This window comes from Frondihabitans australicus, assembly GCF_003634555.1.
Classification (GTDB): domain Bacteria; phylum Actinomycetota; class Actinomycetes; order Actinomycetales; family Microbacteriaceae; genus Frondihabitans; species Frondihabitans australicus.
Window position 1 is genome coordinate 3,051,335 of the sequence record NZ_RBKS01000001.1, and the last position, 23,824, is coordinate 3,075,158.

Sequence of the window (23,824 nt, forward strand, 5' to 3'; positions counted from 1 at the left end):
GTAACGAACAGGTCACGAAGGGAGCAAGCTGAGCAAGCGTCAGCAGGGGGACGCGAGTCCGTAACGGTTTCACTGAGGAGATCAACATGTCCGCACCGTCCAGCACCGGTATCCCGCGCTACGTGAACATCGCGTACTGGCTGTTCCTGCTCGTCGCCCTGGTTCACCTGGTCACGTTGATCGTGTCGGTCGTCACGCTGAACTCGTCGAGCGTGAAGTCGCAGCTGAGCGGCTCCGGGGTCTCGTCGTCCACCGCTAATGCGGCGGTCGGAGCCGGCATCGCCCTCGCCGTGGTGAGCGGCATCATCTTCCTCGTCGCGTTCATCCTGTTCGACGTTTTCATGCGCCGCGGCGCGAACTGGGCGCGCATCGTGCTGCTCATCCTCACTGTCCTGTCGCTGACCGGCATTGCCGGTGCGTACGGGCTCGGGGCGCTGAGCGTCGCCGCCGCCGTGGTCGCGACGATCCTCATGTTCCTGCGCCCGTCGAGCGAGTACTTCCGCGCGGTCAAGGCCTCGAAGATGGGCGGCCAGGCGCCGCTGCCTCCCCAGGTCTGACCTCCGCAACCTGTACGACCGCCGCGCCGCTCGACTACCAGTCGAGCGGCGCGGCGACGAACGGGGCGTCCTCGGGAGCCAGCTTCCGTGCGCGCAGCTGCGCGGTGGCGGCCTCTCCGACGGGCACGCGGAACGGCACGTGGTCGGCTTCGAGGGCGTCCGCTACGACCGTCGCGAACTCCTCGACCGTCACCGGGGTGGTCCGGAAGCCGCCGACCTGCCCGAGCAGCGGGAAGTACGGATCGTCCTCGTCGAGGAACACGCTCGCACGCTCGCTGCCGCCCGACGACACCGCACCCGGCTGGAACACCTGCACGTCGACCCCGAAGTGGCGCGTCTCGATGGCGAGGCCTTCCGCGATGGCCTCCAGGGCCCACTTCGACGCCGAGTAGGGGCCGATCAGGGGCATGGCGATGCGACCCTGCACGCTCGAGACGAACACGAGCCGACCTGAGCCGCGCTCCCGCATCTGAGGGAGGACCGCCTGCGCGACGCGGAGCGCGCCGAAGGTGTTCAGCTCGAACAGGCGAGCGACCTCGGTCAGCGGAACCGTCTCGAGCGGCGCCCGGACAGTCGCGCCGGCGTTGCTGATGAGCACGTCGACCGGCCCGGCCTCGGCGAACGCCCGGTTCACGCTCGCAGGATCGGTGACGTCGAGCTGCACCCGTAGCTCGGCCGGCACCCCCTCGAGCGCCGAGACGTCGCGCGCCGTCGCGACGACATCGTGGCCGCGCCGGCTCAGCTCCTCGGCGAGCCCGCGCCCGATTCCGCGCGATGCTCCGGTGATCAGAATTCGAGACATGACGCCCTCCTCAGTTTTACTATGTCTGTCACTATACATAGCAAAGGGCGCTCTCGAATCAGCGGACGCCGGAGAGGCCTCGCGCGTAGGCGACCAGGGAATCGCGGCTCGTCGTCCATGACGCGTCCGAGCGCAGTGCGCGCGACATGATCAGGGCACCCTCCGCCGCGGCCAGGACGGCATCGGCCAGCGACCGCGCCGACTGGCGCCCGAGGCCGTAGCTGACTAAGTGATGGCTGAGTCGGTCCGCCATCTCGGTGAAGCCTCGACGAGCCGTGTCCGTGACCTGTTCGTCGCCGTGCTCCCCTTCGGTGACCAGCGGCGCGATGCCGCATCCGCGCCCGAATCCGCTCTCGATCATGCCCGCCCGGCCCGCCTCCAGGTAGGCGGAGACGAGCTCGGCCGGCGTCGTGGCGGCTGCGGCGAGGCTGTCGATGATCTCGACCTGGGCGTGCGCGTGCGACTCCGCCGCTTCGATCACGAGCTGGTTCTTGCCGCCGGGGAAGTGGAAGTAGACGGATCCCCGCGGAGCGCCGCTGCGCTCCAGAACGTCGGAGACAGCGGTGGCCGTGACGCCCCGCTCGCGGATCAGCGCCTGCGCGGCATCGACCATCTTCTGCTTGGCGTCGCTGCGTCTGGGCATGTGGCTCCTCATTGCGATCTGTATGTCGCTAGACAGAGTAGCTCTCCGCGAGAGACGCAAACGAGGGTCTTGACAGAAAGTGAAGCTGGATTCACTCTTAACATGAATTTCGATTCAGCTTAGGAGAGAGACATGACAGAGAGAGTGGCACTGGTCACCGGTGCGTCGTCCGGAATCGGCGCGTCCACCGCGATCGAACTCGCAGAGCGGGGCTACACGGTCTACGCGGCAGCCCGCCGGGTGGAACGCATGGAAACGCTCAAGACCGCCGGGATCCGGGTGATCCCCCTGGACGTCACGGACGACGACTCCGTGATGGCGGCGGTGTCCGGCATCCTCGACACGACGGGGCGCATCGACCTCCTCGTGAACAACGCCGGCTACGGCTCGTTCGGCGCCATCGAAGAGGTCAGCCCGGAAGAGGGCCGGAAGCAGTTCGACGTGAACGTCTTCGGCGCGATCCGACTGGCGCAGCTCGTCATCCCGGGCATGCGGGAGCGGCGGACCGGCCGCATCGTCAACGTCACCTCGGTGGGAGGCAAGATCCACTCCCCCTTCGGAGCCTGGTACCACGGCACGAAGTTCGCCCTCGAGGGGATGAGCGACGCGCTGCGAGTCGAGCTGGAGCCCTTCGGCGTCGACGTCGTCGTCGTCGAACCGGGGGCCATCAAGACGGAGTGGTCGGGCATCGCGGCGGACACCCTGCTCGCCGCATCCGGCGACGGGCCGTACGCCGAAGCCGCTGCGAAGCTGGCCGAGTCGTTCCACTCGTCCACCTACACCGACTCCGCGTCCGATCCCGCCGTCATCGCCGCCGTCATCGTCCGCGCGGCGACGGTGGATCGCCCACGACCCCGCTACGCGGCCGGCAGCGGCGCGAAGCTCCTCCTCACCGCACGCCGCATGCTCTCCGACCGTGCCTTCGATAAGCTCGTCACCCGATCGGTCCGGTGACGCGCGAGCTCTCCCGCGACCTCGAGAGGGTGGCCAGATGAGAGCCGACAGGCAACGGAACCAGAGCAGGATCCTGGACGCCGCCCGCGAGCAGATCAGCGCGGCCGGCCCCGACGTCTCCATGGAGCAGATCGCGAAGGCAGCCGGCGTGGCCGTCGGCACGCTCTACCGCCACTACCCCACGAAGCACGACCTCGTGCGAGCCGTCTACCTCCAGCTCAGCGCGACTCTGATCGAGGAGGCACAGGTGGCGGCCGCCGGGATCGAATCGCCCGGGGATGCCATGCGCGGGATCCTGCGACTCATGACCGACTTCGTCGACCGGGCGGCGGTCAACCGCGGAGTCAAGGCCGCGGCCGAGGCTCTCGGCACCCAGGCCGTGGACGACGACCTGCAGATCACCGGCAGGAGCGCACTCGACACGCTCGTCGCGACCGCCGTCGCCGACGGAGACCTGCGGCCGACGGTCACCGTGAGCGACTTCTACCTGCTGATGTCGAGCGTCCCGGGCGACCTCGCGAAGCCGGCGCGTGACCGCTGGCTGCAGATCGTGGTCGACGGCCTGAGCGCCGGCCCGTCGCGGGGCCCCGCGCCCCGCTGACGCCTCGGGTTCTCCCCGGCGCCGACCCTGTGGCAGGGTCCGGTCGCTGGGACACCGGCGAGCCCTGCGCCCGCATATGCTACGTTCACTGATGTGATTAATAGTTCTGTGAATGAAGCAAGTGTTCGTGCTGACGCTTCACCCGGCGACCACGGCGCTCCCGTGCGCACGTCGCGCTGGCCGTTCGTGCCCCGCATGGTCGGGTTCGTCGGCATCTCGACGGCCATGATCATGATCCTGGTCGCCGCAGGATCGCCCACTCCCCTGCTGCCGATCTACGAGCACGAGTGGGGCTTCCCGTCGTGGATGCTCACCCTCGCGTTCGGCGTCTACGCGATCGCCCTGCTCGTCGCGATCCTCGTGATCGGCTCGCTCTCCGACCATGTCGGGCGCCGCCCGCTGATGATCGGCGCGCTCGCCCTCGAGCTCATCGCGATGGGCATGTTCGTCGAGGCACACTCGATCGGCGGTCTCATCGCCGCCCGCATCGTGCAGGGAATCGCGACCGGCGCCGCGTCCAGCACCCTCAGCGCCTCCGTCGTCGAGCTGGCCCCCGAGAGGCACAAGAAGACAGGAGCCCTGATGGCCGGGTTGGCCCCGCTGGCGGGCCTCGGCATCGGCTCCCTGTTCGCCGGGATCATCGCGCAGACCGTGGCGAACGCCGCCCCCGTCATCTGGACCGTGCTGATCGTCGTGATGGCCCTGGCGACCGTGTTCGCGATCTTCACGCCGGAGACCTCGACACGAAAGAAGGGAGCGCTGCGGTCGCTGATCCCGAGCGTCTCGCTGCCGAAGCAGGTGAGGCGCCTGTTCTTCTCGACTCTGCCGGGCACGATCGGCGCGTTCATGACCATGGCGCTGTTCCTCGGGCTCCTGCCCGCGCTCCTCGCAGGCCTCTTCGCCGTGACCAGCCCGATCGTCGGCGCCTTGGCGGCGTTCGTGATGTTCGGCGTCGGCACGCTCGTGTCGGCCGCGACGCTGGGCGCGAAGCCGCACCGGCTCCGGATCCTGGGCGCTGCGTCGATGACCGTCGGAGCGATCCTCTTCATCGCGGCCATCGGCGCGCACGCCCTCCCACTCGTCTGGACGGCCGCGGTGTTCGGCGGCGCAGGTCTGGGTGCGAACTTCTCCGGCACCACGCGCGGCCTCGTTCCCGAGGTGAAGCCGCACGAGCGCGCTGCCCTCTTCTCGACGATCTACCTCGTCGCCTACCTGTCGATGGGAGTGTCCGCGATCATCGCCGGCGCGTTCGTCGCGGCAATCGGCGCGACGACCATGGCGCTGCTCTTCGGCGCTGTCCTCGGCATCTTCGCCCTGATCGGCATCATCACGACGGCCGGCCACCTGCGCGCATCCCGCGCCTGAACAGAAAGAAGAAAACGATCATGACCAGCCTCACCCACGCCACCGTCCTCGTCACCGGAGCCTCGGGAGGCCTCGGCAAGGCGCTCGTCCGGGCCGCCCTCGACCGCGGCGCCGACCGCGTCTACGCCGCATCACGAACGAATACCGAGTGGCACGACGATCGCGTCGTTTCGCTCCATGTAGACCTCGCGGACGCCGAGTCCGTCGAACTCCTCGCCGCTCAGACCCGCGACGCCACCGTGCTCGTCAACAACGCCGCCGTGTTCCCCCGCGGCGACCTGCTCACGGCCGACTGGGACGTCGTCGAGAACACCCTCGAGACGAACCTCACGGGCCCGCTCCGCCTGACGAGAGCTCTCGCCCCGTCGCTGCGCGCGGCGCACGGCGCCCTGGTGAACATCAACTCGGTGCTCAGCTGGCTCGCCGTCGGCAAGGCGCACAGCGTCTCGAAGGCAGGAGCGTGGATGGCGACCAACGCGCTCCGGCTCGAGTTCGCGCCCGACGGCGTCCAGGTCCTCGGCGTCTACCCGGGCCCGATCGACACACCGATGCAGCCGGGCGACGACCGCTCCGGCATGGCCGACCCCGCCGACGTCGCGGCCGCGATCTACGACGCGGTCGAGGCGGGCGACGACGAGCTCGTCTACGGCCCGACGGCGGAGAAGGTGCACGGCGCTCTGGCTGCTCCTGTGACCGCCCTCTACCCGGCGCTCGCGTCCCGGTAGTCGCGTCGCCGTCGCGACCGGCGCTGCCGGACGTGCGGCCTTGGCTCTAGGCGGTTCGCGCCGCCTGGAGCAGGGGCCGCGGCTCGGCTTCCGGTCGGGCGTCGGCCGCGGGGGCGCAGTCGACGGCACGGGGCTGTCGATCGATCTGCCGGGCGGCGGGCACGATCCTGCAGGTGGGGCAGTAGCCCGCGGCATCGAGGTCGGTGCCGCAGGCGCGGTGCGTGAACTCGTGTCGCTGCTCGGGCTCGAGGAAGGTGCCGTTGCCCCACTGGACGAGACCCGACACGATCGGCCAGAGCGTCTCGCCCTTGGCGGTCAGCTCGTACTCGTCGTGCGCGCCGGGGCCGGGGACCCGTGCGACCAGGTCGTTCTCGATCAGCCCGTTGAGACGCTGAGTCAGCACCGCGGGTGACATCTTGAGGCGCTTGATGATGTCGCTGTACCGGCGCAGGCCGAAGAAGAGGTAGCTGACGATGAGGAGCGTCCAGCGCTCGCCCACCACGTCGAGGGTGAGTGCGACGGCGCAGTCGTCCATCTTGTAGTTCGTGCCGAGGGCCATCGGAGCAGTTTAGCATTCACATCGGTGAATGAAGTGTTCTCGTGCATTCAGGGGGCGTGCCGGGTCAGGACGATCGCCGCATGCGCAGGAAGGCACGCGACGGCCGCAGCCACAGCAGGACGAGCGCCGCGAGGAGAAGCCACCCGGCCGCAGATCCCGCCGCATCGCTTTTCACGTGATCACCCAGGTGGGTCACTGAGCCGAGGATCACGAGGGCGACGAGCGCCAGCACGACCCATCGCGCCCACCGACGACCGAGCGCGACGAATACGGCGAGGACGACCGGCAAAAACACCCAGAAGACGATCCCGAAGGGCACGTCTTTGCCCGAGTGATCACCGATCCACCGCACATGAAAGGTCTCGGCCACGGCGCTGCCGAGCAGGCACAGCGAGGCGGCCCAGATCGTCCATGGCGCCCGGACTCTCTTCTGCGCCGACGTAGCCCCGGGGACACCTGGCGAGGCGACCGGCTCCTGCGAACCCTCGTCGCTAGCGGGCATCGGCACCGGCGAGGCCGAGCGCGCGCCGCGCAGCCTCCGCGACCTGCCCGAGCGAACGCGGGCCCTGGAACATCGCCAGCGGGCGGCCGAAGTCCACCAGCAGCAGCGGAATCGAGCCCGACATCGTCGTCACGACGAGGCCCGCTCTCGACCGCTGCCAGAGCTGCTCGCGCGCCGAGTGCACCCACACCACATCCGAGGCGGGCACCGCGACCGTCGACTCCGACCGGCCCGATCCGCTGTGGAACTCGAGCCCCCGCGGCGTCACCACGAGCGTGTAGGTGGCCATCTGCCCGACCGCCGGCGACCCTGGCAGCGCGGCCACGGTCTCCTGCGCCCACTGCCCCGTCGTGAGGACCGCGCCCGGGTTCGCGACGCGAAGCCTCGCCGCCCGCCGCCACGGCACCACGCGAATGCCGACCAGCACACCGACGATCACGACGATCGCGATCGGCACCGCGAGGGCGATCCACAGGTCGAACGAGTCGTGCCGGCCCGACTTCGCGAACTCGGTCAAGGGCCCGATCATGCGCAGGAGCCCGGCGCACACCACGCACACCACAGCGATCACGCCGATGCGCCTGCTCGCCGCAGACTCCGGCGCCAGGTCGACCGACCTGCTCGTCGTCGCTTCGTCCATGTGATCCGGCTCCCCTCCGGGCCGTCGGATCGACCCACGATTCACCCTAGAAAAGCGTGGAACGCGCGAGAACTAGCGAAATCGCTAGTCGACAGACACCCCTGCATCGGCGTGTGCCACGAACGGGGGCCACGAATGCGCGATGTCTTTCTGTCACAATCGCCGCAGACCGGCAGGGCGCGCGCCACTGCGCCCGGCAGACCGTCTGAGGGCGAGGGACGACAGGCGTGAGCGAGACCTCTGGCACGGGCCGCTGGCGAGTGTCGCCGCGCCAGGTCGACATTCTCGTGCTGCTGTCGCAGGGCGACGCGTACAAGGCGATCGCGCGGAAACTGAACCTGAGCCCGGCGACGGTCGCCTACCACGTCGGCAGGATGCAGCAGGCCGTGCAGGCGAGGAGCGTCCCGGCCCTCATCGCGCGCGCCTTCCTGCTCGGGGTGCTCACCGCGGAGCTCCTGCCGATGCTCGGCGTCGACGACCTGCCCCTCGACGGCACCTAGCCGTCGGCGGGCGCGACCGCCCAGCGAGGTTCAGCGCCGCTCGACGATGTGGACCACGCCGATGACAACGGCCATGGTCACGGCGATGATCCCCGCCACGAGAAAATCGGTGGCGAACACGTGGCTGGTGGGATCGTGCTGGAACGTCGCGAGTCGCGCGACCGTCAGGAACACGGCGCCGACTGCCGCGAGGAGTCCCGCTCCCCAGGGCGTGATCTGCAGGACTTCACTCGGCGGGACTGGCGGAACCAACACCTCGGTGGCTCCCGCACTCGTGAGTGCGCGGCACACCGCGTCGAGAGCTCGCGTGCGGAACAGGATCCACTCCCCATCGCCGCGGGAACGGAGCCCCACGTACGAACGGCGCTTCACCGGCTGGCGTGTGAACTCCAGGTCGGCGCTCGCCCAGACGAACGGGCCGTCGAAGATCGGGACGAGCCAGGTACCGGTGCGGAGGTGGACGAACTCGCCGTCGATCTCGAGGAAAGACAACGTGTTGGGCACGTTTCGAGTGAACTTCGACCCGCGACGGTTGATTCCACCAACGAACCTCACGCGTGCCCGTCCTTCCTCGATCATTATTCCGCCGTCGGCGAGACCGCGCGCTTCTCTCGGGATCCGGCGTCGTGGCGCTGGACCGGCCATTCCAAGCGAATCTGCCGCTTCAGCCCGCGAGGAGCACGCGCATCGCCGCCGTGATCGCGGCGTTGCCGCGACGGAGTGACTCGATCTCGGCCTCGAGGCTCGCTATCTCCGCGTTCGGCGACTCCGCGACGTTCTCCTGACGTGCGACGGGGACGACAGGCGTCACGGCCGCGACAGCGGGTGCCGATTCGATAGCCGGAATCGAGGTGTCCGGCACGTCCGCCGGCTCGATCCGGGTCGTCACCACGGGTGAGAACCGCGGCCGCGACCGCCTGGTCTTACGCACGCCCTGCTCACCGTCGGCCTCGGCGACCCACGCCCGCAGCGACTGCTGGCCGACGTTGAACTCGTCGGCGACGACACGAAGCACCGACCTATCGTCGGGGTTCGTCGCCCGCCGCTCCAGCACTCGTGCCGTCGCGGCTTCACGGGTCGCGTCGTCGTACTTCTGCGTGAACGGCATGCCCACAATCTATCGGCCGCGCCGTGCCACACTTCTCGTGTTCCGGAGGGTGACACATGCCTAGTGATGACTTACGAATTGCCCAGTCGGGCTCACTGGACGACAAACGGGTGCTCGCGAGGAGGGGTCCGCTGCCACAGAAGGTCGCTCGGCTGCTTGTCGACACGGGCGACCGGCAGATCCACCTCGCCCTCCTGTTCGAAAACAGGTCGCTCCCCCGCGACGTCGTCGAGTCGATAGAGCGGGCCGCCCGCACCAATGCAGCCGACGATGAGGGCATGCGACTGGGACGGCTTCTGGGCGATCAGGTCCGTGCTTCGGCCGAGTGGAAGCTCGACGCTGACCTCCGCGATCTCGAACCACTGTCGATCCGACTGGCCTGCACCGAACTCGGCGTGGACGACGACACGCGACTGGAGCTCCTCCGTCGCCGGAGGTGGCAACTGTCGTGGGCCGAAGGCCGGCGCCAAACGCTTCGTGACGTCCTGGGCGAACGATATGCCCATGGCACGGTCAACTCGGTCGATCACCGGTAGCGGTGCCCAGGAACGAGCGACTCGCGAAGCGAAATCGCTAACTGTCCAGTTCCAACCAATGAGGATCTGCGGCATAGAAAGCGTCGCCGATGTCTTGCTGATGGAATCCCAACACAATTAGTTCGTGCACTAAAGCGCCGCGCGACATGCCTTCACGTGTTCCCCACTTGACGCCCCTGTCAGGCGAAAGCGCCGAGGCAATGTACAGGTTGCCGATTTTGGTTATCTCGATCGCATTCAAGGCACATCTCCTTTGATGGTTGGGTAACCACGTTTTGCCGACCCCTGAAGTCCCATTTCCTATGAGGGGCTCCTTGGATGTGGATAGTTGGCTCCGCCGGACGCGGCCCTGGAGTCATAGACGGTGCATCTCTCACGCGGTGGCGAGGTCCGACTCGCTTCTGGCGACTAGGTTCACATCACGGCGACTCAGGTCACAACACCGGCGGTACCAGAATCGTTCGCGGTCACGGACGTCTATGGACTCGTTGCTACTGCGCAGCCCACGCCACGTCGACGTCGGACTCCTCATAGCCCCAGCGATCACTCGCCTCGCCGGCCTGAAGGAGCCGCTTGACGGCGGCGCGATCCGCGTCCGGCCCGATGTCGAGCTCGATGCCCGCCTCTCGACTCCCGTGTGGCGAGGTGGAGGCGGGCGTCGGCTCCCCCTCCGACAGTGACGAGGTCACTCTTCGACACTCCGGATGCGAAGGAAGGCACGCTCTCGAGACGTTATAGCCCAGTACCCGCCCGGCTCACCCACACGGATCCGGTGGTGAACGGTGGCCAGTCCTCGTCGTCCTGCTCGAGTGTCACGACGATTTTGACTATCTCGGGATTGGGGACGCCGATCACGATCTCGTCTCCGATATTTTCGGGGCTGGGCCGAGGAGCGGTTGCCTCGACGGATTCCCGAAGTCGCCGCCCTCCCAGGGCAAGCGGGCGAGGGAGTCGCGCCACACGACCTGCAGGGCGTCCACGGACCCGTACAGGCCTTCGAGGGCAGTCAGCCCGGACGTATCGCAAGCATCGATCAGCGTGAGAGGAGCGTTCTCGCGCGTCGGGTCGACGATCCCATCGCCCGCGCCGAAGCGGCGGGCCGGATCGCCAACCCGAACTCGGCGATGGTCGTGTCGAGATCGTTGTGGACATTCCCCACCCCCTCGCTCTAGGACGCACGCAGAGCAGGATCGGGTGGCCATACGCGACATCCCGTGGCCAAAGACGTGGCCGTGCATGAAAAGGACTCGCGGAAGAGAGGAGCGGCGAGCGCAGCGAGCTCGCGAAGCCGCCGGCAGGCCCCAGCGGAGCGACGCGATGCGGAGCATCGCAGACGGCACCCAGGAATTGACGATGCCCGCATCCGAATGGATGCGGGCATCAGTCAAGCAATTGCTGGTGCGCGAGGGGGGAGTTGAACCCCCACGCCCTCACGGGCACACGGACCTGAACCGTGCGCGTCTGCCTATTCCGCCACTCGCGCCAGCGCCAGCCGCGTGAACCGAGCGAACTCGGCCGAAGCGACTGAACAGAGGTGTCATCCCCCAGGGGGAAGACGTGTCGGCCCCGAGGGACCAACCTGAAAACGATAGCATGCAGAAAGACCCCGATATGCACCGGGTAGTCTCGGGGGACCTCTGCTGGCGGCCAGAATCCGCCCTGCACCGACCTGGAGAACCCATGGGGCTACTCGACAACTTCGAACAGCGTCTGGAGCGCGTCGTCAACGGCGCGTTCTCGAAGACGTTCCGTTCGGGTGTCCAGCCCCTGGAGATCACGGCGGCGTTGCGCCGAGAGCTGGACGTGAAGGCGGCGGTGGTGTCGCGCGAGCGCATCCTGGTGCCGAACGAGTTCCGCGTGCTCCTGAGCCCCAAAGACTTCGCGAACATGAACGCGATGGGCAGCGCTCTGATCGAAGAGCTGCGGCAGCTGGTCACGACGCACGCGAAGGCCCAGAACTACGCGTTCGCGGGGCCGGTGCGGGTCGCCCTTGAAGAGAGCGCCGACCTCAGCGTCGGCATCATCAGGATCGAGTCGGCTCACGTCCGCGAGGAAGACGTCACGTGGACCCCGGTGGTCGAGATCGACGGCCGGCAGCACGCCCTTAAGAGAGGTCGCACGATCATCGGCCGCGGGAGCGACGCCGACATCACCGTGCAAGACACCGGCACGAGCCGGAAGCACGTCGAGATCCTGTGGGACGGCAAGCACGCGCAGGCCACCGACCTGGGCTCGACGAACGGCTCGAAGCTCGACGGGGCGTCGCTCACGAAGGCCGTCGTCCAGCCCGATTCCGTCATCCAGATCGGCCGTACGCGTATCGTGTTCCGAGTGCTTCCCGTGTCGACGACCCCCGGGCGTCCTGGCGAACCCCGCCGTGACGACCGAGACGGAGGTCTCCGGTGACCAGTGAGCTGACCCTCCTCGTGCTCCGGATCGCGTTCATCGTGGTCCTCTGGCTCTTCATCTTCTTCATCGTCTACGCGCTGCGCAGCGACCTGTTCGGGCAGCGGGCGAAACGCCTGCCGAACGAGCAGCAGACGGCGACGCCCCCCGGCGGGCAGCCCGCCCAGGCCGCGGCAGCGCCGGCTCCTGCGGCCCCGCGCCCCACGTCGACCCGACCGAGCTCGGCCCCGTCGCCGATCACCGAGCAGGGCTCGCCCGCGTCGCGCCTGCTGATCACGAAGGGCGCGAAGTCGGGCCTGGAGATGCCGCTCGGCGACGGCCCGCTCACGATCGGCCGGTCGAACGAGAGCAATCTCGTGATCCGCGACGACTACACCTCGACCCACCACGCACGACTCATGCTGTGGAACGGCCGCTGGGTGATCCAAGATCTGGACTCGACGAACGGCACGTTCGTGAACGGCGAGCGAGTCACCGTTCCCACGCCCGTCCCGCTGAACACGACGGTCACCATCGGCACCACGAGCTTCGAGTTGCGGCGGTAGCGGGTGGCGATCAAGAGCGCAGCGCTGTCGAACGTCGGCAAGATCCGGGCCAACAACCAGGACTCCGGGTATGCCGGCAACAACCTCTTCGTCGTCGCCGACGGAATGGGCGGGCACGCGGGCGGCGACGTCGCGTCGGCCATCGCGATCCGCAGGATCCGCGAGACCGACAAGCCCTACACCTCCCCCGCCGACGCCGAGTTCGCCCTGCAGTCGTCGCTGATCGCCGCGAACCAGCTGCTCGCCGAGACCGTGTTCGAGCACCAGGAGCTCACGGGCATGGGCACCACGGTCAGCGCCATGATGCGGGTGGGCGACTCCGTCGCGATCGCGCACATCGGCGACTCGCGAATCTACCTGTTCCGCGACGGCGAGCTCAGCCAGATCACCGCCGACCACACGTTCGTGCAGCGCCTCGTCGACTCGGGCCGCATCACGCCCGAAGAGGCCGCCGTCCACCCCCGCCGCTCGGTGCTGATGCGCGTGCTCGGCGACGTCGATGCGGCCCCCGAGGTCGACACGGCGATCCTCGGCACACAGCCGGGCGACCGCTGGCTCATCTGCTCCGACGGTCTCTCCAGCTATCTGGCCGAAGACAGGATCCGAAAGGCCCTCGCCTCCGAGCTCGATCCCGACGCGGTCGCCCGCCGCCTCGTGAAAGAGACCCTCGACCACGGTGCGCCCGACAACGTCACGGTCGTCGTGGTCGACGTCGACGACAGCGAGTCGAGCGCGGCCGAGGTGCCCACGACGGTCGGCTCGGCGGCGGCCCCGCTCACGTTCGAGGGGGAGGCCGGGCGTCGGCCGCTGCGGCTCCCCACGATCCTGCTGCACCCGCTCAAGGTCGCGACCACGCCGGAAGACGCGCACTTCGAGCCCGAGAGCGACGAATACCTCGCCGAGCTGATCGCCGAAGACCGCCGTCGTGCGCGCCGCCGCCGCATCAGCTGGCTGACCGCGCTGGGCATCGGCATCGTGATCGTGGTGATCGCCGCGATCGCGTCGTACCGCTGGACTCAAGACCACTATTACGTCGGCGAGCAGAACGGCACGGTCGTCATCTACAAGGGTGTGCAGTCGAGCCTCGGGCCGATCCGCCTGTCGAGCGTCTACGAGACCACGACGGTGAAGGTGTCGACTCTGTCGACCTACAACCAGCAGAGCGTCGACGACACCATCAACGCCTCGAGCCTGAAGAACGCGCGCTCGATCGTCGAGAGGCTGGCCGATGCCGCCCAGTAACGACGCGACGCAGGCCATCGGCCGCCCCTCGAACCCGGGCGGCGCGCAGGCGATGACGGAGAAGATCACGATCAGGCTCCGCACGCCGTCGCGCCTGCGCAACATCGAGCTCGGGCTGCTGTTCGTGGCCTGCGGCATCTGCGCGGGCGCGATGATCCTGGTCCAGCTCGGCGCCATCGGCCACATCGAGACCGGGATCCTGTGGTCGGGCGTGCTGATCCTGGTGCTCGCCCTGGTCATGCACATCGTGCTGCGGGTCGTCGCAAGCCAGGCCGACCCGTTCGTACTGCCCATCGGGCTCACGCTGAACGGCCTCGGGATCGCCGAGATCTACCGCATCGACATCCCGACCTGGACCACCTCGACGCCGACCCACGCCGGCGAGCGACAGATCTACTGGACCATCGGCGCCATGGTCATCGCGATCATCGTGCTGCTGGGCATCCGCAACTACCGGGTGCTGGCGAGATATCGCTACATCGCGATGTTCACGTCGATCGTGCTGCTGCTCCTGCCGCTCGTGCCGGGCCTCGGCCGCGAGGGCCTCAACGCCCGCGTGTGGATCGACCTCGGGCCGTTCTCGTTCCAGCCGGGTGAGATCGCGAAGATCACTCTCGCGATCTTCTTCGCCGGCTACCTCGTGCAGGCGCGTGACTCGCTGTCGCTCATGGGGCCGAAGATCCTCGGGCTGCAGTTCCCTCGGCCGCGAGACCTCGGCCCGATCCTGGTCATCTGGGCGGTCGCGATGCTCGTGCTGATCTTCGAGCGCGACCTGGGCACGTCGCTGCTGTACTTCGGGCTCTTCCTCGTGATGATCTACGTCGCGACCGGCAAGGCCTCCTGGGTGCTGATCGGCCTGGTCCTCTTCGTCGGCGGCGCCATCGTCGCGAGCCTGTCGCTCTCCTACGTCCACGGCCGCTTCGCCGCCTGGCTCACCCCGTTCGACTCGAGCGTCTACAACGCGTACGGCGGCAGCTACCAGCTGGTCACCGGCCTGTTCGGCTTCGCCAACGGCGGCCTCATCGGCACCGGTCTCGGGCAGGGCAGCCCGCAGACGACACCGCTGGCCCAGAGCGACTACATCATCGCCTCGCTCGGCGAAGAGCTCGGCCTCGCGGGGCTCGTCGCGATCCTCGGGCTCTACCTGCTTCTCGTGTCGCGAGGCTTCAGGATCGCGTTCGTGGGCCAGGACGACTTCGGCAAGCTGCTCGGCGTCGGGCTCTCGTTCGCGATCGCGCTCCAGGTCTTCGTGGTCATGGGCGGAGTCACCCGCGTGATCCCGCTGACGGGCCTGACCATGCCGTTCCTCGCGGCGGGCGGATCGTCGCTCCTGTCGAACTGGATCATCGTCGCCCTGATCCTCCGACTCTCCGACGGCATCAGGTCGGGGCCCAGGATGGTGATCGGCTGATGAACAAGCAGCTCAAGCGCGTCTCCGTGGTGGTCCTCGCCATGTTCGTGGCGCTGCTCGTGTCGAGCACCTACATCACCGGCATCCAGGCCGACTCCCTGCGCGCCGACCCTCGCAACTCGCGCGCGATCCTCGAGAGCTACTCCGCGCAGCGCGGTGCGATCCTCGTCGACGGAAAGCCCGTCGCCGAGTCGGTGGCATCCAACGACCAGTACAAGTTCCTGCGCAAGTACACCGACGGCGCCCTCTACGCGCCCGTCACCGGGTACTACACACTCGGCGAGGGCGCCACGGGCATCGAGAACTCGCTCAACAAGCAGCTCACCGGCAAGTCGAACGAGCAGTTCTTCGACCAGCTCAACTCGCTCATCACCGGCAAGGACCCCGAGGGCGCCACGGTCGCGACCACGATCGACGCCAAGGTGCAGCAGGTCGCGTACGACGCGCTCGGCGACAACACCGGCGCCGTGGTCGCGATCCAGCCCTCGACCGGCAAGATCCTGGCCATGGTGTCGAAGGGCTCGTACGACCCGAACCTCCTGGCGAGCCACGACCGGGCATCCGTGCTGAAGAACTACGACACGCTCCTGCACGACTCCTCCCAGCCCCTCATCAACCGGGCCATCGCCGGCGACCTCTACTTCCCGGGCTCGACGTTCAAGCTCGTCGTCGCGGCCGCCGCCTTCGAGTCGGGCAAGTACACGAAGGACTCGAAGCTGCCGAACCCCGCGCAGTTCACGCTGACGGGAACCACGACGAAGATCAACAACGCCGAGGGCGGCGCCTGCGGCGGCGGCTCGACGGTGACCATCGAGACCGCTCTGGTCGACTCGTGCAACATCCCGTTCGCCGAGCTGGGCGAGAAGCTCGGCTACGACACGATCAACGCCATGGCGAAGAAGTTCGGCTTCGACTCGGCCGTCGAGATCCCCCAGAAGTCGACCCCGAGCGTGTTCCCCGCGACGAACGGCGACGACGCCACGCTCGAGCTGCAGTCGTTCGGCCAGGGCAGCGTGCGCGAGACGCCGCTGCAGGTCGCGATGACCACCGCGACGATCGCCAACGGCGGCCAGGAGATGTCGCCCACGCTCATCGACAACATCCAGAACCCCGACCTCTCGTACCTCGAGAAGTTCAAGGCCACCTCCCTCGGCAACCCGATCAGCGAGTCGACCGCGTCGACCCTCACGCAGCTGATGACCGAGGTGGTCAACGAGGGCACCGGCACCAATGCCAGAATTAGCGGGGTCGATGTCGCAGGCAAGACCGGAACAGCCGAGAACGGCACCGGTCAGCCGTACACCCTCTGGTTCACCGGCTTCGCTCCGGCGAAGAATCCGGAGGTCGCGGTGGCGGTGGTCGTCGGGAACGGCGCAGGTCAGGGGCAGTCGCTCGTCGGCAACACGGCGGCGGCACCGATAGCAAGGCAAGTCATGGAGGCGGTGCTGAACAAATGAGGCCATATTCAGGACTCACTTTCGGAGGGCGTTACGAGCTCTCGTCGCGTGTCGCGATCGGCGGCATGGGCGAGGTCTGGCAGGCCACCGACCTCGTGATCGGCCGCACCGTCGCCATCAAGATCTTGAAGGACGAGTACCTCGGCGACCCCGGGTTCCTCGAGCGGTTCCGCGCCGAGGCGCGCCACGCCGCCCTCGTCAACCACGAGGGCATCGCCAACGTCTTCGACTACGGCGAGGAGGAGGGCAGCGCCTACCTCGTGATGGAGCTCGTGCCCGGCGAGGCGCTCTCCACCATCCTCGAGCGCGATCGCGTGCTCCCCACCGACAAGGTGCTCGACATCGTCGCGCAGACGGCGTCCGCCCTCCAGGCCGCCCACGCGGCCGGCCTCGTCCACCGCGACATCAAGCCCGGCAACCTGCTGATCACGCCCGACGGCCGCGTGAAGATCACCGACTTCGGCATCGCCCGGATCGCCGACCAGGTTCCGCTGACCGCCACCGGGCAGGTCATGGGCACCGTGCAGTACCTCTCGCCCGAGCAGGCGTCGGGGCATCCTGCGTCCCCCTCGACCGACATCTACTCGCTCGGCATCGTCGCCTACGAGGCCCTCGCCGGCCGCCGCCCCTTCACGGGCGAGTCGCAGGTCGCGATCGCCATGGCGCAGATCAACGAGACGCCGCCCGACCTGCCGACGACGATCCCCGAGCCCGTGCGCAGGCTCGTGCTCTCGTGCATCGCCAAGAAGCCCGCCGAGCGCCCCGCATCCGCCGCCGCCCTGGCGCAGGCCGCTCGCGCGCTCCGCCGCGGCGACGTGGTCGCGGCCACCGCCGCCGTGCCGTTCATCGGCGCCGCTGCGGCCGCCGACACCGCGACCCAGGCGTTCAGCGCGCAGGATGCAACGACCCGCCTCATGAACGCCGGCGACGTCGGCCCCGCCACGGCCGCAGTCCTCGGCCTGGGTGCTGCCACATCGCAGGTCCCCGCGGCCGGCGGTGCCGGAGCAGGCGCCCCGGGCGAGGTCGACGAGGGCGACGGCGAGCGGAAGAAGCGCAGCGCGTGGTTCTGGCCCGTCATCGTGCTGGCGATCATCGTCGTGGTCGGCGGCATCGCCCTGGCCGTGACGCTCGCCTCGCGCAACGGTGCCTCGGCTCCTGCGACCAGCACGTCCAGCAGCGTGAAGCACACGAAGAGCTCGTCGCCCAAGCCGAGCCCCACCCCGACCGACACGTCGTCGTCGCACACTATCAACGCCAGCGACTACATCGGCAAGACCGAGGCTCAGGCGCGGCTCGCCCTGCAGAACATGGGCTACCAGGTGACGACGGCTGCGAACCCGAAGACGGCGCCGACGTCGGCGCAGGTCGGAACGGTCTACAACGTCGACCCGACCGGCGTCGTGCCCGCGGGCGAGACCGTGACCCTGTACGTGTACGCGGCCGCCCCGAGCGCCGGTCAGCCCGGCGCCCCGACGACGACCGACACGACGATCCCGGCCGACAACTCGACGACGGCGACGATCACCATCCCGAGCTACAACGGCTGCCCGGTGGGTTATTCGCCGACGCTGATCAACTACAGCATCTCGGGCGGCACCGACAGTTCCGGCAAGACCACCGCCTCGGTCGGCACCAACGTCACCAGCGTCCAGGTGGAGTCGTCGAAGGCCGGCACCCTCACGTTCGTCTACTCGGTGAACTGCGGCAGCACGGTCAAGTCGCCCACGTCGGCGGGTGTGTCGATCACTGTGACCGCCGCGGCGACGTCCGACCCGACCGACGGCTCGACCCCGCCGGCCGGCAACTGACCCCCTCCCGCACGTCATCACAGGAGGTTCCCTGGCTCACAGCCGGAGACCCCTCGTCCCGTCCCGGTACACTGGGGCGGGACTTGTGCATGGGAGATCATTCAGTGGCTGAAGGCGTGACCGAGGGGATCAGCCTCCTCGCCAACCGATACCAGATCGGTCGGCTGATCGGTCATGGCGGTATGGCCAACGTCTACCTCGGCACCGACTCCCGTCTCGGCCGGCAGGTCGCCATCAAGCTGATGAAGTCGCAGCTCGCGACCGACCCGTCGTTCCGCAGCCGATTCCGCCAGGAGGCGCAGGCGGCAGCGCGCATGGCCCACCCCACCATCGTCCGCGTCTTCGACGCCGGAGAAGAGACCACGCGCGACGCCCTCGGCAACACCGTCCTCGTGCCGTACATCGTCATGGAGTACGTCGAGGGCCGCATGCTCAAAGACCTCATCGCCGAGGGCCCGCTCCCTCCGAAGGAGGCCGTGCGCATCACCGAGGGCATCCTCACCGCCCTCGAGTACAGCCACCGCGCCGGCGTCGTGCACCGCGACATCAAGCCCGGCAACGTCATGCTGACCCACACCGGCCAGGTGAAGGTGATGGACTTCGGCATCGCCCGCGCCGTCTCCGACTCGGCCGCGACCGTCGCGCAGACCACGGCGATCCTCGGCACCGCTCAATACTTCTCTCCCGAGCAGGCGCGCGGCGAGACCGTCGACGCACGCAGCGACCTCTACTCGACCGGGGTCGTGCTCTTCGAGATGCTGACCGGGCGGCCCCCGTTCCGCGGCGATTCGCCGGTGGCCGTGGCGTACCAGCACGTCAGCGAGCCGCCGGCGGCGCCGAGCACCCTGAATCCTGCGATCTCGCCCGCTCTCGACGCCGTGACCCTGCACGCGCTCGCCAAGAACCGCCTCGACCGGTTCCAGTCGGCCCACGAGTTCCGCGCCGATGTCGTCGATGCCGGAGCAGGGCAACTCCCCGCCCGCAAGATCCACACGGCGCCCCCGACCCCCACCACGGTGATGTTCGGCGTCGATCCTCGCACCGCCGCAGGTTCCGACGCCGCCCTGAAAGAGCTCTCGAGCACCGACACGAACCGCCCTGCGCGCACGCAGACGCGGCCGCCGGTGGCCTGGCTCTGGGCGGGCATCGTCCTCATCGCGGTGGTCGTGATCGCCGTGGTCGTGTGGGTGCTGCACCTGTCGCCGATCAAGCTCGAGAACAACGACGCCAGCACGGTGCCGAACCTGTCGTCCGAGACGTACGCGCAGGGCTCGGCCAAGCTGACCAAGCTCGGGCTCGACCCGTCGCGCACCGACCAGTCGAGTTCGTCGGTCGCCTCCGGCCACATCATCAAGACCGTGCCGGGCGCCGGCCAGAACGTCACCAAGGGCGAGCCCATCGACGTCTACGTCTCGACCGGCCCCGCGACCGTGTCGATGCCCGACGTGACCGGTCAGAGCAGCGACTCGGCCTGGGCGGCGATCACGTCCGCGGGGCTGGTGAAGGGCTCGCAGACGCAGCAGGACTCGCCGTCCGCCCCCTCGGGCACCGTGATCTCGACAACGCCGACGTCAGGCACCGCGGTGGCTCCCGGCAGCAGCGTCAACATCATCGTGTCCAGCGGCACCGTCGCGGTGCCCGACGTGACGCAGCAGCCTCTGACCGAGGCCACGAACACCCTCACGGCGCTGGGGCTCGACGTGACGCCGCAGGCCGACTACACGTGCACGGGCGAGACCGTGTCCGCGCAGTCGCTGCCGCCGGGCGAGCAGCCACAGGCCTCGCCGATCACCCTCACGTACTGCGCCGGCAGCTGACGCCGTCCTGGCCGTGGGGCGGCCGACAGACTCGAGTCAGCCGAGGTTGACCAGCGGGCTCAGGCCCTTCGCCTTCTCGGGGGCGTCCTCGACGCCCGCCACCGCGAGCCAGTTGCCGATCATGCTGTAGCCGCCCTCGGTGAGCACGGACTCTGGGTGGAACTGGACCCCGTACACCTCGGCGCCGCGGTGACGCAGCCCCATGATGACGCCGCCGGCCGTACGAGCCGTGATCTCGAGCTCGTCGGGCACGGTGTCGTTCACGACGGCCAGCGAGTGGTATCGAGTCGCGGTGAACGGCTGCGGCACGTTCCCGTAGAACGCGCTGCCGTCGTGGGTGACCTTCGAGGTCTTGCCGTGCATGAGCTCTTCGGCGTGCGTGACCGTCGCGCCGAGCGCCTCGGCGATGGCCTGGTGGCCGAGGCAGACGCCCAGGAGCGGCGTGCCCGTCTCGAGGGCGGCGTGCACGACGTCGACCGAGACGCCGGCCGCCGCGGGCGTGCCGGGGCCGGGCGAGAGCAGCACGCCGTCGTAGTCGGAGATGCGCTTGGCCGCCTGCGCGCCCGGGAACGAGTCGTTGCGCACCACGTCGGTCTGGGCGCCGAGCTGCTGGAGGTAGCCGTTGAGGGTGTAGACGAAGCTGTCGTAGTTGTCGATGACGAGGATTCGAGTCATGAAAGGCTCACTGTCTGGAGAAGCTGATGGGAAGAAGAAGGGGTCAGTTCGAGCCGACGGTGACGTTCGGCTCGACGAACGAGTCGGCGAAGGGGAAGACCCAGGTGACCAGGGCCCAGGTCACCACTGCCGCCAGGGCGATCAGAATGAGGACTCGAAGCCACCATCGGCCGGGGAGAATCCGCCAGAGCGCTGCGTACATGGGTCAGGCTCCCTTCACTTCGGAGGCGATCTCGGCCGGCGGTCCTGCCGACAGCGGCTGCCACGACGTGAAGACGCCGTAGGCGATGATCCGCTCGGCGGCCGAGTACTTCGGGTTGCAGCTGGTCATCGTGATCAGTCTGTCTTTCGAGTCGGCCGCGGTCAGCTTCGGTGCATCGGGCACCTGCTGCAGCACCTGCACCTGAGTCGGCTTGACGTACTCGAGGTTGCGGAACGTGTAGGTGTACCAGCCCTGAGCCGTCTGCACGTAGATGTGATCGCCCACGCGCAGGTCGGCGATCGACCCGAAGGGGGCGCCGTGCGTGGTGCGGTGGCCGGCGACGGCGAAGTTGCCGATCTGACCGGGCATCTGGGTGTCGTCGTAGTGACCGGCGTAGCCCTTGTCGAGCGTGCCCGAGGTCGTCGTGCCGCCCGCGATCGGCACCTTGTAGGTCGACCCGAATCGCGGCACGTAGAGGACGCCGAAAGTGCCCGTGCCCTTCACCGGCGGAGTGATCGCCGGGTTCGTGCTGCTGCCTGGCGTCGCGGTGGGGGCCGGAGTCGCGGTGGCCTTCTGCTGCAGCGACCGGCTGATCGACGACGCCTGGTTGCTGGTCTGGTTCGAGACGACGACGTCGTTGAACCACTGCTGCCAGGCGATGAACATCAGGACCAGAACGCCCATCGTGATGAGCACCTCACCCAGCACGCCCACCACCGACGTGCCGCGCCCCGCACGCCGGCGCCCCGCGTGCTGGAGCTGGTCTGTCATGCGTCGATTCTACGGGCGGCCACTGGGCGTCCGTCGATTGTCCACAGGTGACATACCGGTACACTTCTGGCCATGGCCAAAGACAAGAAGAGCGCGCGCGCTGCGGGCAACGCCGTCAGTGAGTCCGGCTCGACCGGCACCCAGCCGAACCCGGTGTGGTTCAAGCCGGTGATGTTCGGCTTCATGCTTCTCGGGCTGGCCTGGATCATCGTGTACTACCTGAGCTCGAGCACCTTCCCGGTGCCGGCTCTCGGCGCGTGGAACATCCTCGTCGGCTTCGGCATCATGTTCGTCGGCTTCCTCATGACGACGCGCTGGCGCTGATTCACTGGAGCGAAGGTCCACCATGAGGCACTGAGTTACACGGGTGTAATTATCCCCACTGTTAATAGACCTGTGGATAACTCTCGAAGTTATCCCCACACTGTCCACAGTTCTTAATAACTCGGGTCTCTGTAGCTCGGGCCTCCACGTACGACGAAGCCCCCGTTCTCGGAACGGGGGCTTCGTCGTGAGGTGAGCGCGGGCTCCTGCGCCGTCGGATTCGTGGAGCTTGGGGATTCGCGGGCTACAGGAGGCCGGCGAGCTGCGCCGATCGCAGCAGGATGATCGCGAGAAGCACCACGGCGACCGCGACCGTCGCGCCGATCTGCTGCGGCCTCTGCGAGCGGTTCTGCAGGCGCATGAAGATCCAGCCCACGAGCCCCCCGATGAGGACGGCGCCGACATAGGCGGTCCACGGCGTGCCGACGACGAGGCCGATCACGACGTTGAGCGCCACGATCACCAGGATCTGCACGGCCTGATTACCCAGATGCCGCTGGATCATGTAGAACGCGCCGAAGAGCCCGAAGACCGCGGCCGTGCCGCCGAGGAGGACGCTGCTGCCCGGCTGCACCAGCGTGACGGCCGCCTCGGCGCCGAGTCCGCCGACGAGGTAGAGCGCCGCGTAGCGGATCGAGCCGATCTGCCGCTCGATCATGCCGCCGAAGAAGTACAGCATGTACCCGTTGAAGGCCAGCTGCAGGATCGAAGTGAGGCCGTTGTAGACGAACAGCCCGGTGATGATCCGCCAGGGCTCGATCGTCGCGTACGGCCCGATGTAGGCCAGCCGCGACGGAGCGCCGGGGACGAGGCCCACCAGGAACCCGAGGGCGAGCAGCCCCATCAGCACGTAGGTGGCGATGGGGCCGCCCGAGCGCGCCAGGCTGTTCATCCGCGTGACGACCTGCGGCTTCACCCGGGGGGCGTTGGCCCGCTGCTCGCGCATGCACTCGGGGCAGAGCACGCCGACGGCCCCCGGTGTCTGGCACTGGGGGCAGATCGTGCGACCGCACCGCTGGCAGAGCACGAAGCTCTGGCGGTCGGGGTGCCGGTAGCAGTAGTTGTCGGCGTTGCGTGGTGCGTAGGTCACGGAGGGGTCAGGCACCGACCTCGTCGATGGTGATGCTCTCGATCACGACGTCGTCGAGGGGCTTGTCGCGACCGTCGGTCGGGACGGCCTGGATCGCGTCGACGACCTTCTTCGACTCGTCGTCCGCGACGACACCGAAGATGGTGTGCTTGCCCTGCAGCCACGGGGTCGGAACCGTCGTGATGAAGAACTGCGAGCCGTTGGTGCCGCGGCCGCCGCGCGTGCCGGCGTTGGCCATGGCGAGGATGTAGGGCTCGGCGAACGTGAGCTCGGGGTGGATCTCGTCGTCGAAGTTGTACCCCGGGCCGCCGACGCCCTGGCCGAGCGGGTCGCCGCCCTGGATCATGAAGTCGGGGATGATGCGGTGGAAGATGACGCCGTCGTAGAGCTTGTCGGTCGACTTCGCCCCCGTGGCCGGGTGGGTCCACTCGATGGTGCCGGTGGCGAGTCCGGTGAAGTTGGCGACGGTCTTCGGTGCGTGGTTGCCGAACAGGTTCACCGTGATGGTGCCCTTGTTCGTGGCGATCGTGGCGACAGCGGTGTGCGTTGACATGTCAGCAATTCTTTCACAGCGCAGGGCGTAT

At 68.2% G+C, this 23,824-nt stretch carries 29 protein-coding genes and 1 tRNA gene; 15 read left to right on the forward strand and 15 right to left on the reverse strand.

Annotated features, from left to right (window positions below; genetic code table 11):
* Window positions 1-86: 86 nt before the first annotated feature.
* Window positions 87-557 (forward strand): hypothetical protein, encoded by a 471-nt coding sequence (locus C8E83_RS14505; protein WP_121370548.1) that lies wholly within the window; start codon window positions 87-89, stop codon window positions 555-557.
* A gap of 34 nt (window positions 558-591) precedes the next feature.
* Here C8E83_RS14505 and C8E83_RS14510 read toward each other — a convergent pair whose 3' ends face one another.
* Both C8E83_RS14510 and C8E83_RS14515 read right to left on the reverse strand, forming a co-directional pair.
* Window positions 592-1,359: an SDR family oxidoreductase gene (locus C8E83_RS14510; protein WP_121370549.1), complete on the reverse strand. Its 768-nt coding sequence runs from the start codon at window positions 1,357-1,359 to the stop codon at window positions 592-594.
* A gap of 58 nt (window positions 1,360-1,417) precedes the next feature.
* Window positions 1,418-2,002 (reverse strand): TetR/AcrR family transcriptional regulator, encoded by a 585-nt coding sequence (locus C8E83_RS14515; RefSeq protein WP_121370550.1) that lies wholly within the window; start codon window positions 2,000-2,002, stop codon window positions 1,418-1,420.
* A 132-nt stretch (window positions 2,003-2,134) separates the two neighbouring features.
* On the opposite strand from C8E83_RS14515, the gene C8E83_RS14520 reads away from it, so the two are divergent.
* From C8E83_RS14520 to C8E83_RS14535, 4 genes are all read left to right on the forward strand, one after another.
* Window positions 2,135-2,956, forward strand: a complete 822-nt coding sequence (locus tag C8E83_RS14520) for an oxidoreductase (protein WP_121370551.1) — start codon at window positions 2,135-2,137, stop codon at window positions 2,954-2,956.
* A 37-nt stretch (window positions 2,957-2,993) separates the two neighbouring features.
* Entirely contained in the window at window positions 2,994-3,557 is a 564-nt protein-coding gene (locus tag C8E83_RS14525) for a TetR/AcrR family transcriptional regulator (protein WP_121370552.1), read from the forward strand.
* 162 nt (window positions 3,558-3,719) lie between these two features.
* The gene (locus C8E83_RS14530; protein WP_121370553.1) at window positions 3,720-4,922 is read left to right on the forward strand and encodes an MFS transporter; all 1,203 of its coding nucleotides are present in this window, start codon (window positions 3,720-3,722) and stop codon (window positions 4,920-4,922) included.
* Window positions 4,923-4,942: 20 nt separating this feature from the next.
* Window positions 4,943-5,647: an SDR family NAD(P)-dependent oxidoreductase gene (locus C8E83_RS14535; RefSeq protein ID WP_121370554.1), complete on the forward strand. Its 705-nt coding sequence runs from the start codon at window positions 4,943-4,945 to the stop codon at window positions 5,645-5,647.
* A 46-nt stretch (window positions 5,648-5,693) separates the two neighbouring features.
* Here C8E83_RS14535 and C8E83_RS14540 read toward each other — a convergent pair whose 3' ends face one another.
* From C8E83_RS14540 to C8E83_RS14550, 3 genes are all read right to left on the reverse strand, one after another.
* Window positions 5,694-6,206, reverse strand: coding sequence for a winged helix-turn-helix transcriptional regulator (locus C8E83_RS14540; RefSeq protein ID WP_121370555.1), 513 nt, complete (start codon window positions 6,204-6,206; stop codon window positions 5,694-5,696).
* Between the two features lie 64 nt (window positions 6,207-6,270).
* Window positions 6,271-6,708 carry a hypothetical protein gene (locus C8E83_RS14545; protein ID WP_121370556.1) on the reverse strand — a complete coding sequence of 146 codons (438 nt, stop codon included), beginning with the start codon at window positions 6,706-6,708 and terminating at the stop codon, window positions 6,271-6,273.
* Entirely contained in the window at window positions 6,698-7,348 is a 651-nt protein-coding gene (locus C8E83_RS14550) for a hypothetical protein (RefSeq protein ID WP_121370557.1), read from the reverse strand. The genes C8E83_RS14545 and C8E83_RS14550 overlap by 11 nt, the downstream gene beginning before the upstream one ends.
* A 227-nt stretch (window positions 7,349-7,575) precedes the next feature.
* Here C8E83_RS14550 and C8E83_RS14555 point away from each other — a divergent pair, with 227 nt between their 5' ends.
* Window positions 7,576-7,848 carry a helix-turn-helix domain-containing protein gene (locus C8E83_RS14555; RefSeq protein WP_121370558.1) on the forward strand — a complete coding sequence of 91 codons (273 nt, stop codon included), beginning with the start codon at window positions 7,576-7,578 and terminating at the stop codon, window positions 7,846-7,848.
* Between the two features lie 30 nt (window positions 7,849-7,878).
* Here the strand turns inward: C8E83_RS14555 and C8E83_RS14560 are convergent, their stop codons facing one another.
* On the reverse strand, window positions 7,879-8,352 hold the full coding sequence (locus C8E83_RS14560; RefSeq protein ID WP_121370559.1) for a hypothetical protein: 474 nt from the start codon (window positions 8,350-8,352) through the stop codon (window positions 7,879-7,881).
* A 160-nt stretch (window positions 8,353-8,512) separates the two neighbouring features.
* Window positions 8,513-8,956: a hypothetical protein gene (locus tag C8E83_RS14565; RefSeq protein WP_121370560.1), complete on the reverse strand. Its 444-nt coding sequence runs from the start codon at window positions 8,954-8,956 to the stop codon at window positions 8,513-8,515.
* Between the two features lie 56 nt (window positions 8,957-9,012).
* Here C8E83_RS14565 and C8E83_RS19265 point away from each other — a divergent pair, with 56 nt between their 5' ends.
* Entirely contained in the window at window positions 9,013-9,492 is a 480-nt protein-coding gene (locus C8E83_RS19265) for a hypothetical protein (protein WP_147430189.1), read from the forward strand.
* 37 nt (window positions 9,493-9,529) lie between these two features.
* Here the strand turns inward: C8E83_RS19265 and C8E83_RS19270 are convergent, their stop codons facing one another.
* From C8E83_RS19270 to C8E83_RS14580, 3 genes are all read right to left on the reverse strand, one after another.
* Window positions 9,530-9,733, reverse strand: a complete 204-nt coding sequence (locus tag C8E83_RS19270; protein WP_147430190.1) for a hypothetical protein — start codon at window positions 9,731-9,733, stop codon at window positions 9,530-9,532.
* Between the two features lie 250 nt (window positions 9,734-9,983).
* Window positions 9,984-10,181 carry a hypothetical protein gene (locus C8E83_RS14575; RefSeq protein WP_121370562.1) on the reverse strand — a complete coding sequence of 66 codons (198 nt, stop codon included), beginning with the start codon at window positions 10,179-10,181 and terminating at the stop codon, window positions 9,984-9,986.
* 707 nt (window positions 10,182-10,888) lie between these two features.
* Window positions 10,889-10,975, reverse strand: a tRNA-Leu gene (locus C8E83_RS14580).
* Window positions 10,976-11,172: 197 nt separating this feature from the next.
* Between C8E83_RS14580 and C8E83_RS14585 the strand changes: the two genes are divergently transcribed.
* The 7 genes from C8E83_RS14585 (at window position 11,173) to pknB (ending at window position 20,178) form a co-directional block, all read left to right on the forward strand.
* The gene (locus C8E83_RS14585; RefSeq protein WP_121370563.1) at window positions 11,173-11,898 is read left to right on the forward strand and encodes an FHA domain-containing protein; all 726 of its coding nucleotides are present in this window, start codon (window positions 11,173-11,175) and stop codon (window positions 11,896-11,898) included.
* Window positions 11,895-12,443: an FHA domain-containing protein FhaB/FipA gene (locus C8E83_RS14590; RefSeq protein ID WP_121370564.1), complete on the forward strand. Its 549-nt coding sequence runs from the start codon at window positions 11,895-11,897 to the stop codon at window positions 12,441-12,443. Before C8E83_RS14585 ends, C8E83_RS14590 begins: the two co-directional genes overlap by 4 nt.
* Window positions 12,444-12,446: 3 nt before the next feature.
* The gene (locus C8E83_RS14595) at window positions 12,447-13,685 is read left to right on the forward strand and encodes a PP2C family protein-serine/threonine phosphatase (protein WP_121370565.1); all 1,239 of its coding nucleotides are present in this window, start codon (window positions 12,447-12,449) and stop codon (window positions 13,683-13,685) included.
* A 52-nt stretch (window positions 13,686-13,737) separates the two neighbouring features.
* Window positions 13,738-15,096: an FtsW/RodA/SpoVE family cell cycle protein gene (locus tag C8E83_RS14600; protein WP_211331784.1), complete on the forward strand. Its 1,359-nt coding sequence runs from the start codon at window positions 13,738-13,740 to the stop codon at window positions 15,094-15,096.
* A complete protein-coding gene (locus tag C8E83_RS14605) occupies window positions 15,096-16,553 on the forward strand; it encodes a peptidoglycan D,D-transpeptidase FtsI family protein (RefSeq protein ID WP_121370567.1) in 1,458 nt (485 codons plus the stop codon). The genes C8E83_RS14600 and C8E83_RS14605 overlap by 1 nt, the downstream gene beginning before the upstream one ends.
* Window positions 16,550-18,361, forward strand: a complete 1,812-nt coding sequence (locus C8E83_RS14610; RefSeq protein WP_121370568.1) for a protein kinase domain-containing protein — start codon at window positions 16,550-16,552, stop codon at window positions 18,359-18,361. Before C8E83_RS14605 ends, C8E83_RS14610 begins: the two co-directional genes overlap by 4 nt.
* A gap of 116 nt (window positions 18,362-18,477) precedes the next feature.
* Window positions 18,478-20,178 carry a Stk1 family PASTA domain-containing Ser/Thr kinase gene (gene pknB, locus C8E83_RS14615; RefSeq protein ID WP_342768932.1) on the forward strand — a complete coding sequence of 567 codons (1,701 nt, stop codon included), beginning with the start codon at window positions 18,478-18,480 and terminating at the stop codon, window positions 20,176-20,178.
* A gap of 36 nt (window positions 20,179-20,214) precedes the next feature.
* Here pknB and C8E83_RS14620 read toward each other — a convergent pair whose 3' ends face one another.
* The 3 genes from C8E83_RS14620 to C8E83_RS14625 are packed head-to-tail and all read right to left on the reverse strand — an operon-like array spanning window position 20,215 to window position 21,826.
* A complete protein-coding gene (locus C8E83_RS14620) occupies window positions 20,215-20,853 on the reverse strand; it encodes an anthranilate synthase component II (RefSeq protein ID WP_121370571.1) in 639 nt (212 codons plus the stop codon).
* A 43-nt stretch (window positions 20,854-20,896) separates the two neighbouring features.
* Window positions 20,897-21,055, reverse strand: coding sequence for a DUF4175 domain-containing protein (locus tag C8E83_RS19275; protein WP_147430191.1), 159 nt, complete (start codon window positions 21,053-21,055; stop codon window positions 20,897-20,899).
* 3 nt (window positions 21,056-21,058) lie between these two features.
* The gene (locus C8E83_RS14625) at window positions 21,059-21,826 is read right to left on the reverse strand and encodes a class E sortase (RefSeq protein WP_121370573.1); all 768 of its coding nucleotides are present in this window, start codon (window positions 21,824-21,826) and stop codon (window positions 21,059-21,061) included.
* 72 nt (window positions 21,827-21,898) lie between these two features.
* Between C8E83_RS14625 and C8E83_RS14630 the strand changes: the two genes are divergently transcribed.
* Window positions 21,899-22,150: a cell division protein CrgA gene (locus tag C8E83_RS14630; protein WP_121370575.1), complete on the forward strand. Its 252-nt coding sequence runs from the start codon at window positions 21,899-21,901 to the stop codon at window positions 22,148-22,150.
* Window positions 22,151-22,394: 244 nt separating this feature from the next.
* On the opposite strand, the gene C8E83_RS14635 is transcribed toward C8E83_RS14630, so the two are convergent.
* Complete coding sequence (locus C8E83_RS14635; protein ID WP_211331707.1) at window positions 22,395-23,255, reverse strand: rhomboid family intramembrane serine protease; 861 nt, start codon at window positions 23,253-23,255, stop codon at window positions 22,395-22,397.
* Window positions 23,248-23,793 (reverse strand): peptidylprolyl isomerase, encoded by a 546-nt coding sequence (locus tag C8E83_RS14640; RefSeq protein ID WP_121370578.1) that lies wholly within the window; start codon window positions 23,791-23,793, stop codon window positions 23,248-23,250. Before C8E83_RS14640 ends, C8E83_RS14635 begins: the two co-directional genes overlap by 8 nt.
* Between the last annotated feature and the right edge of the window lie 31 nt (window positions 23,794-23,824).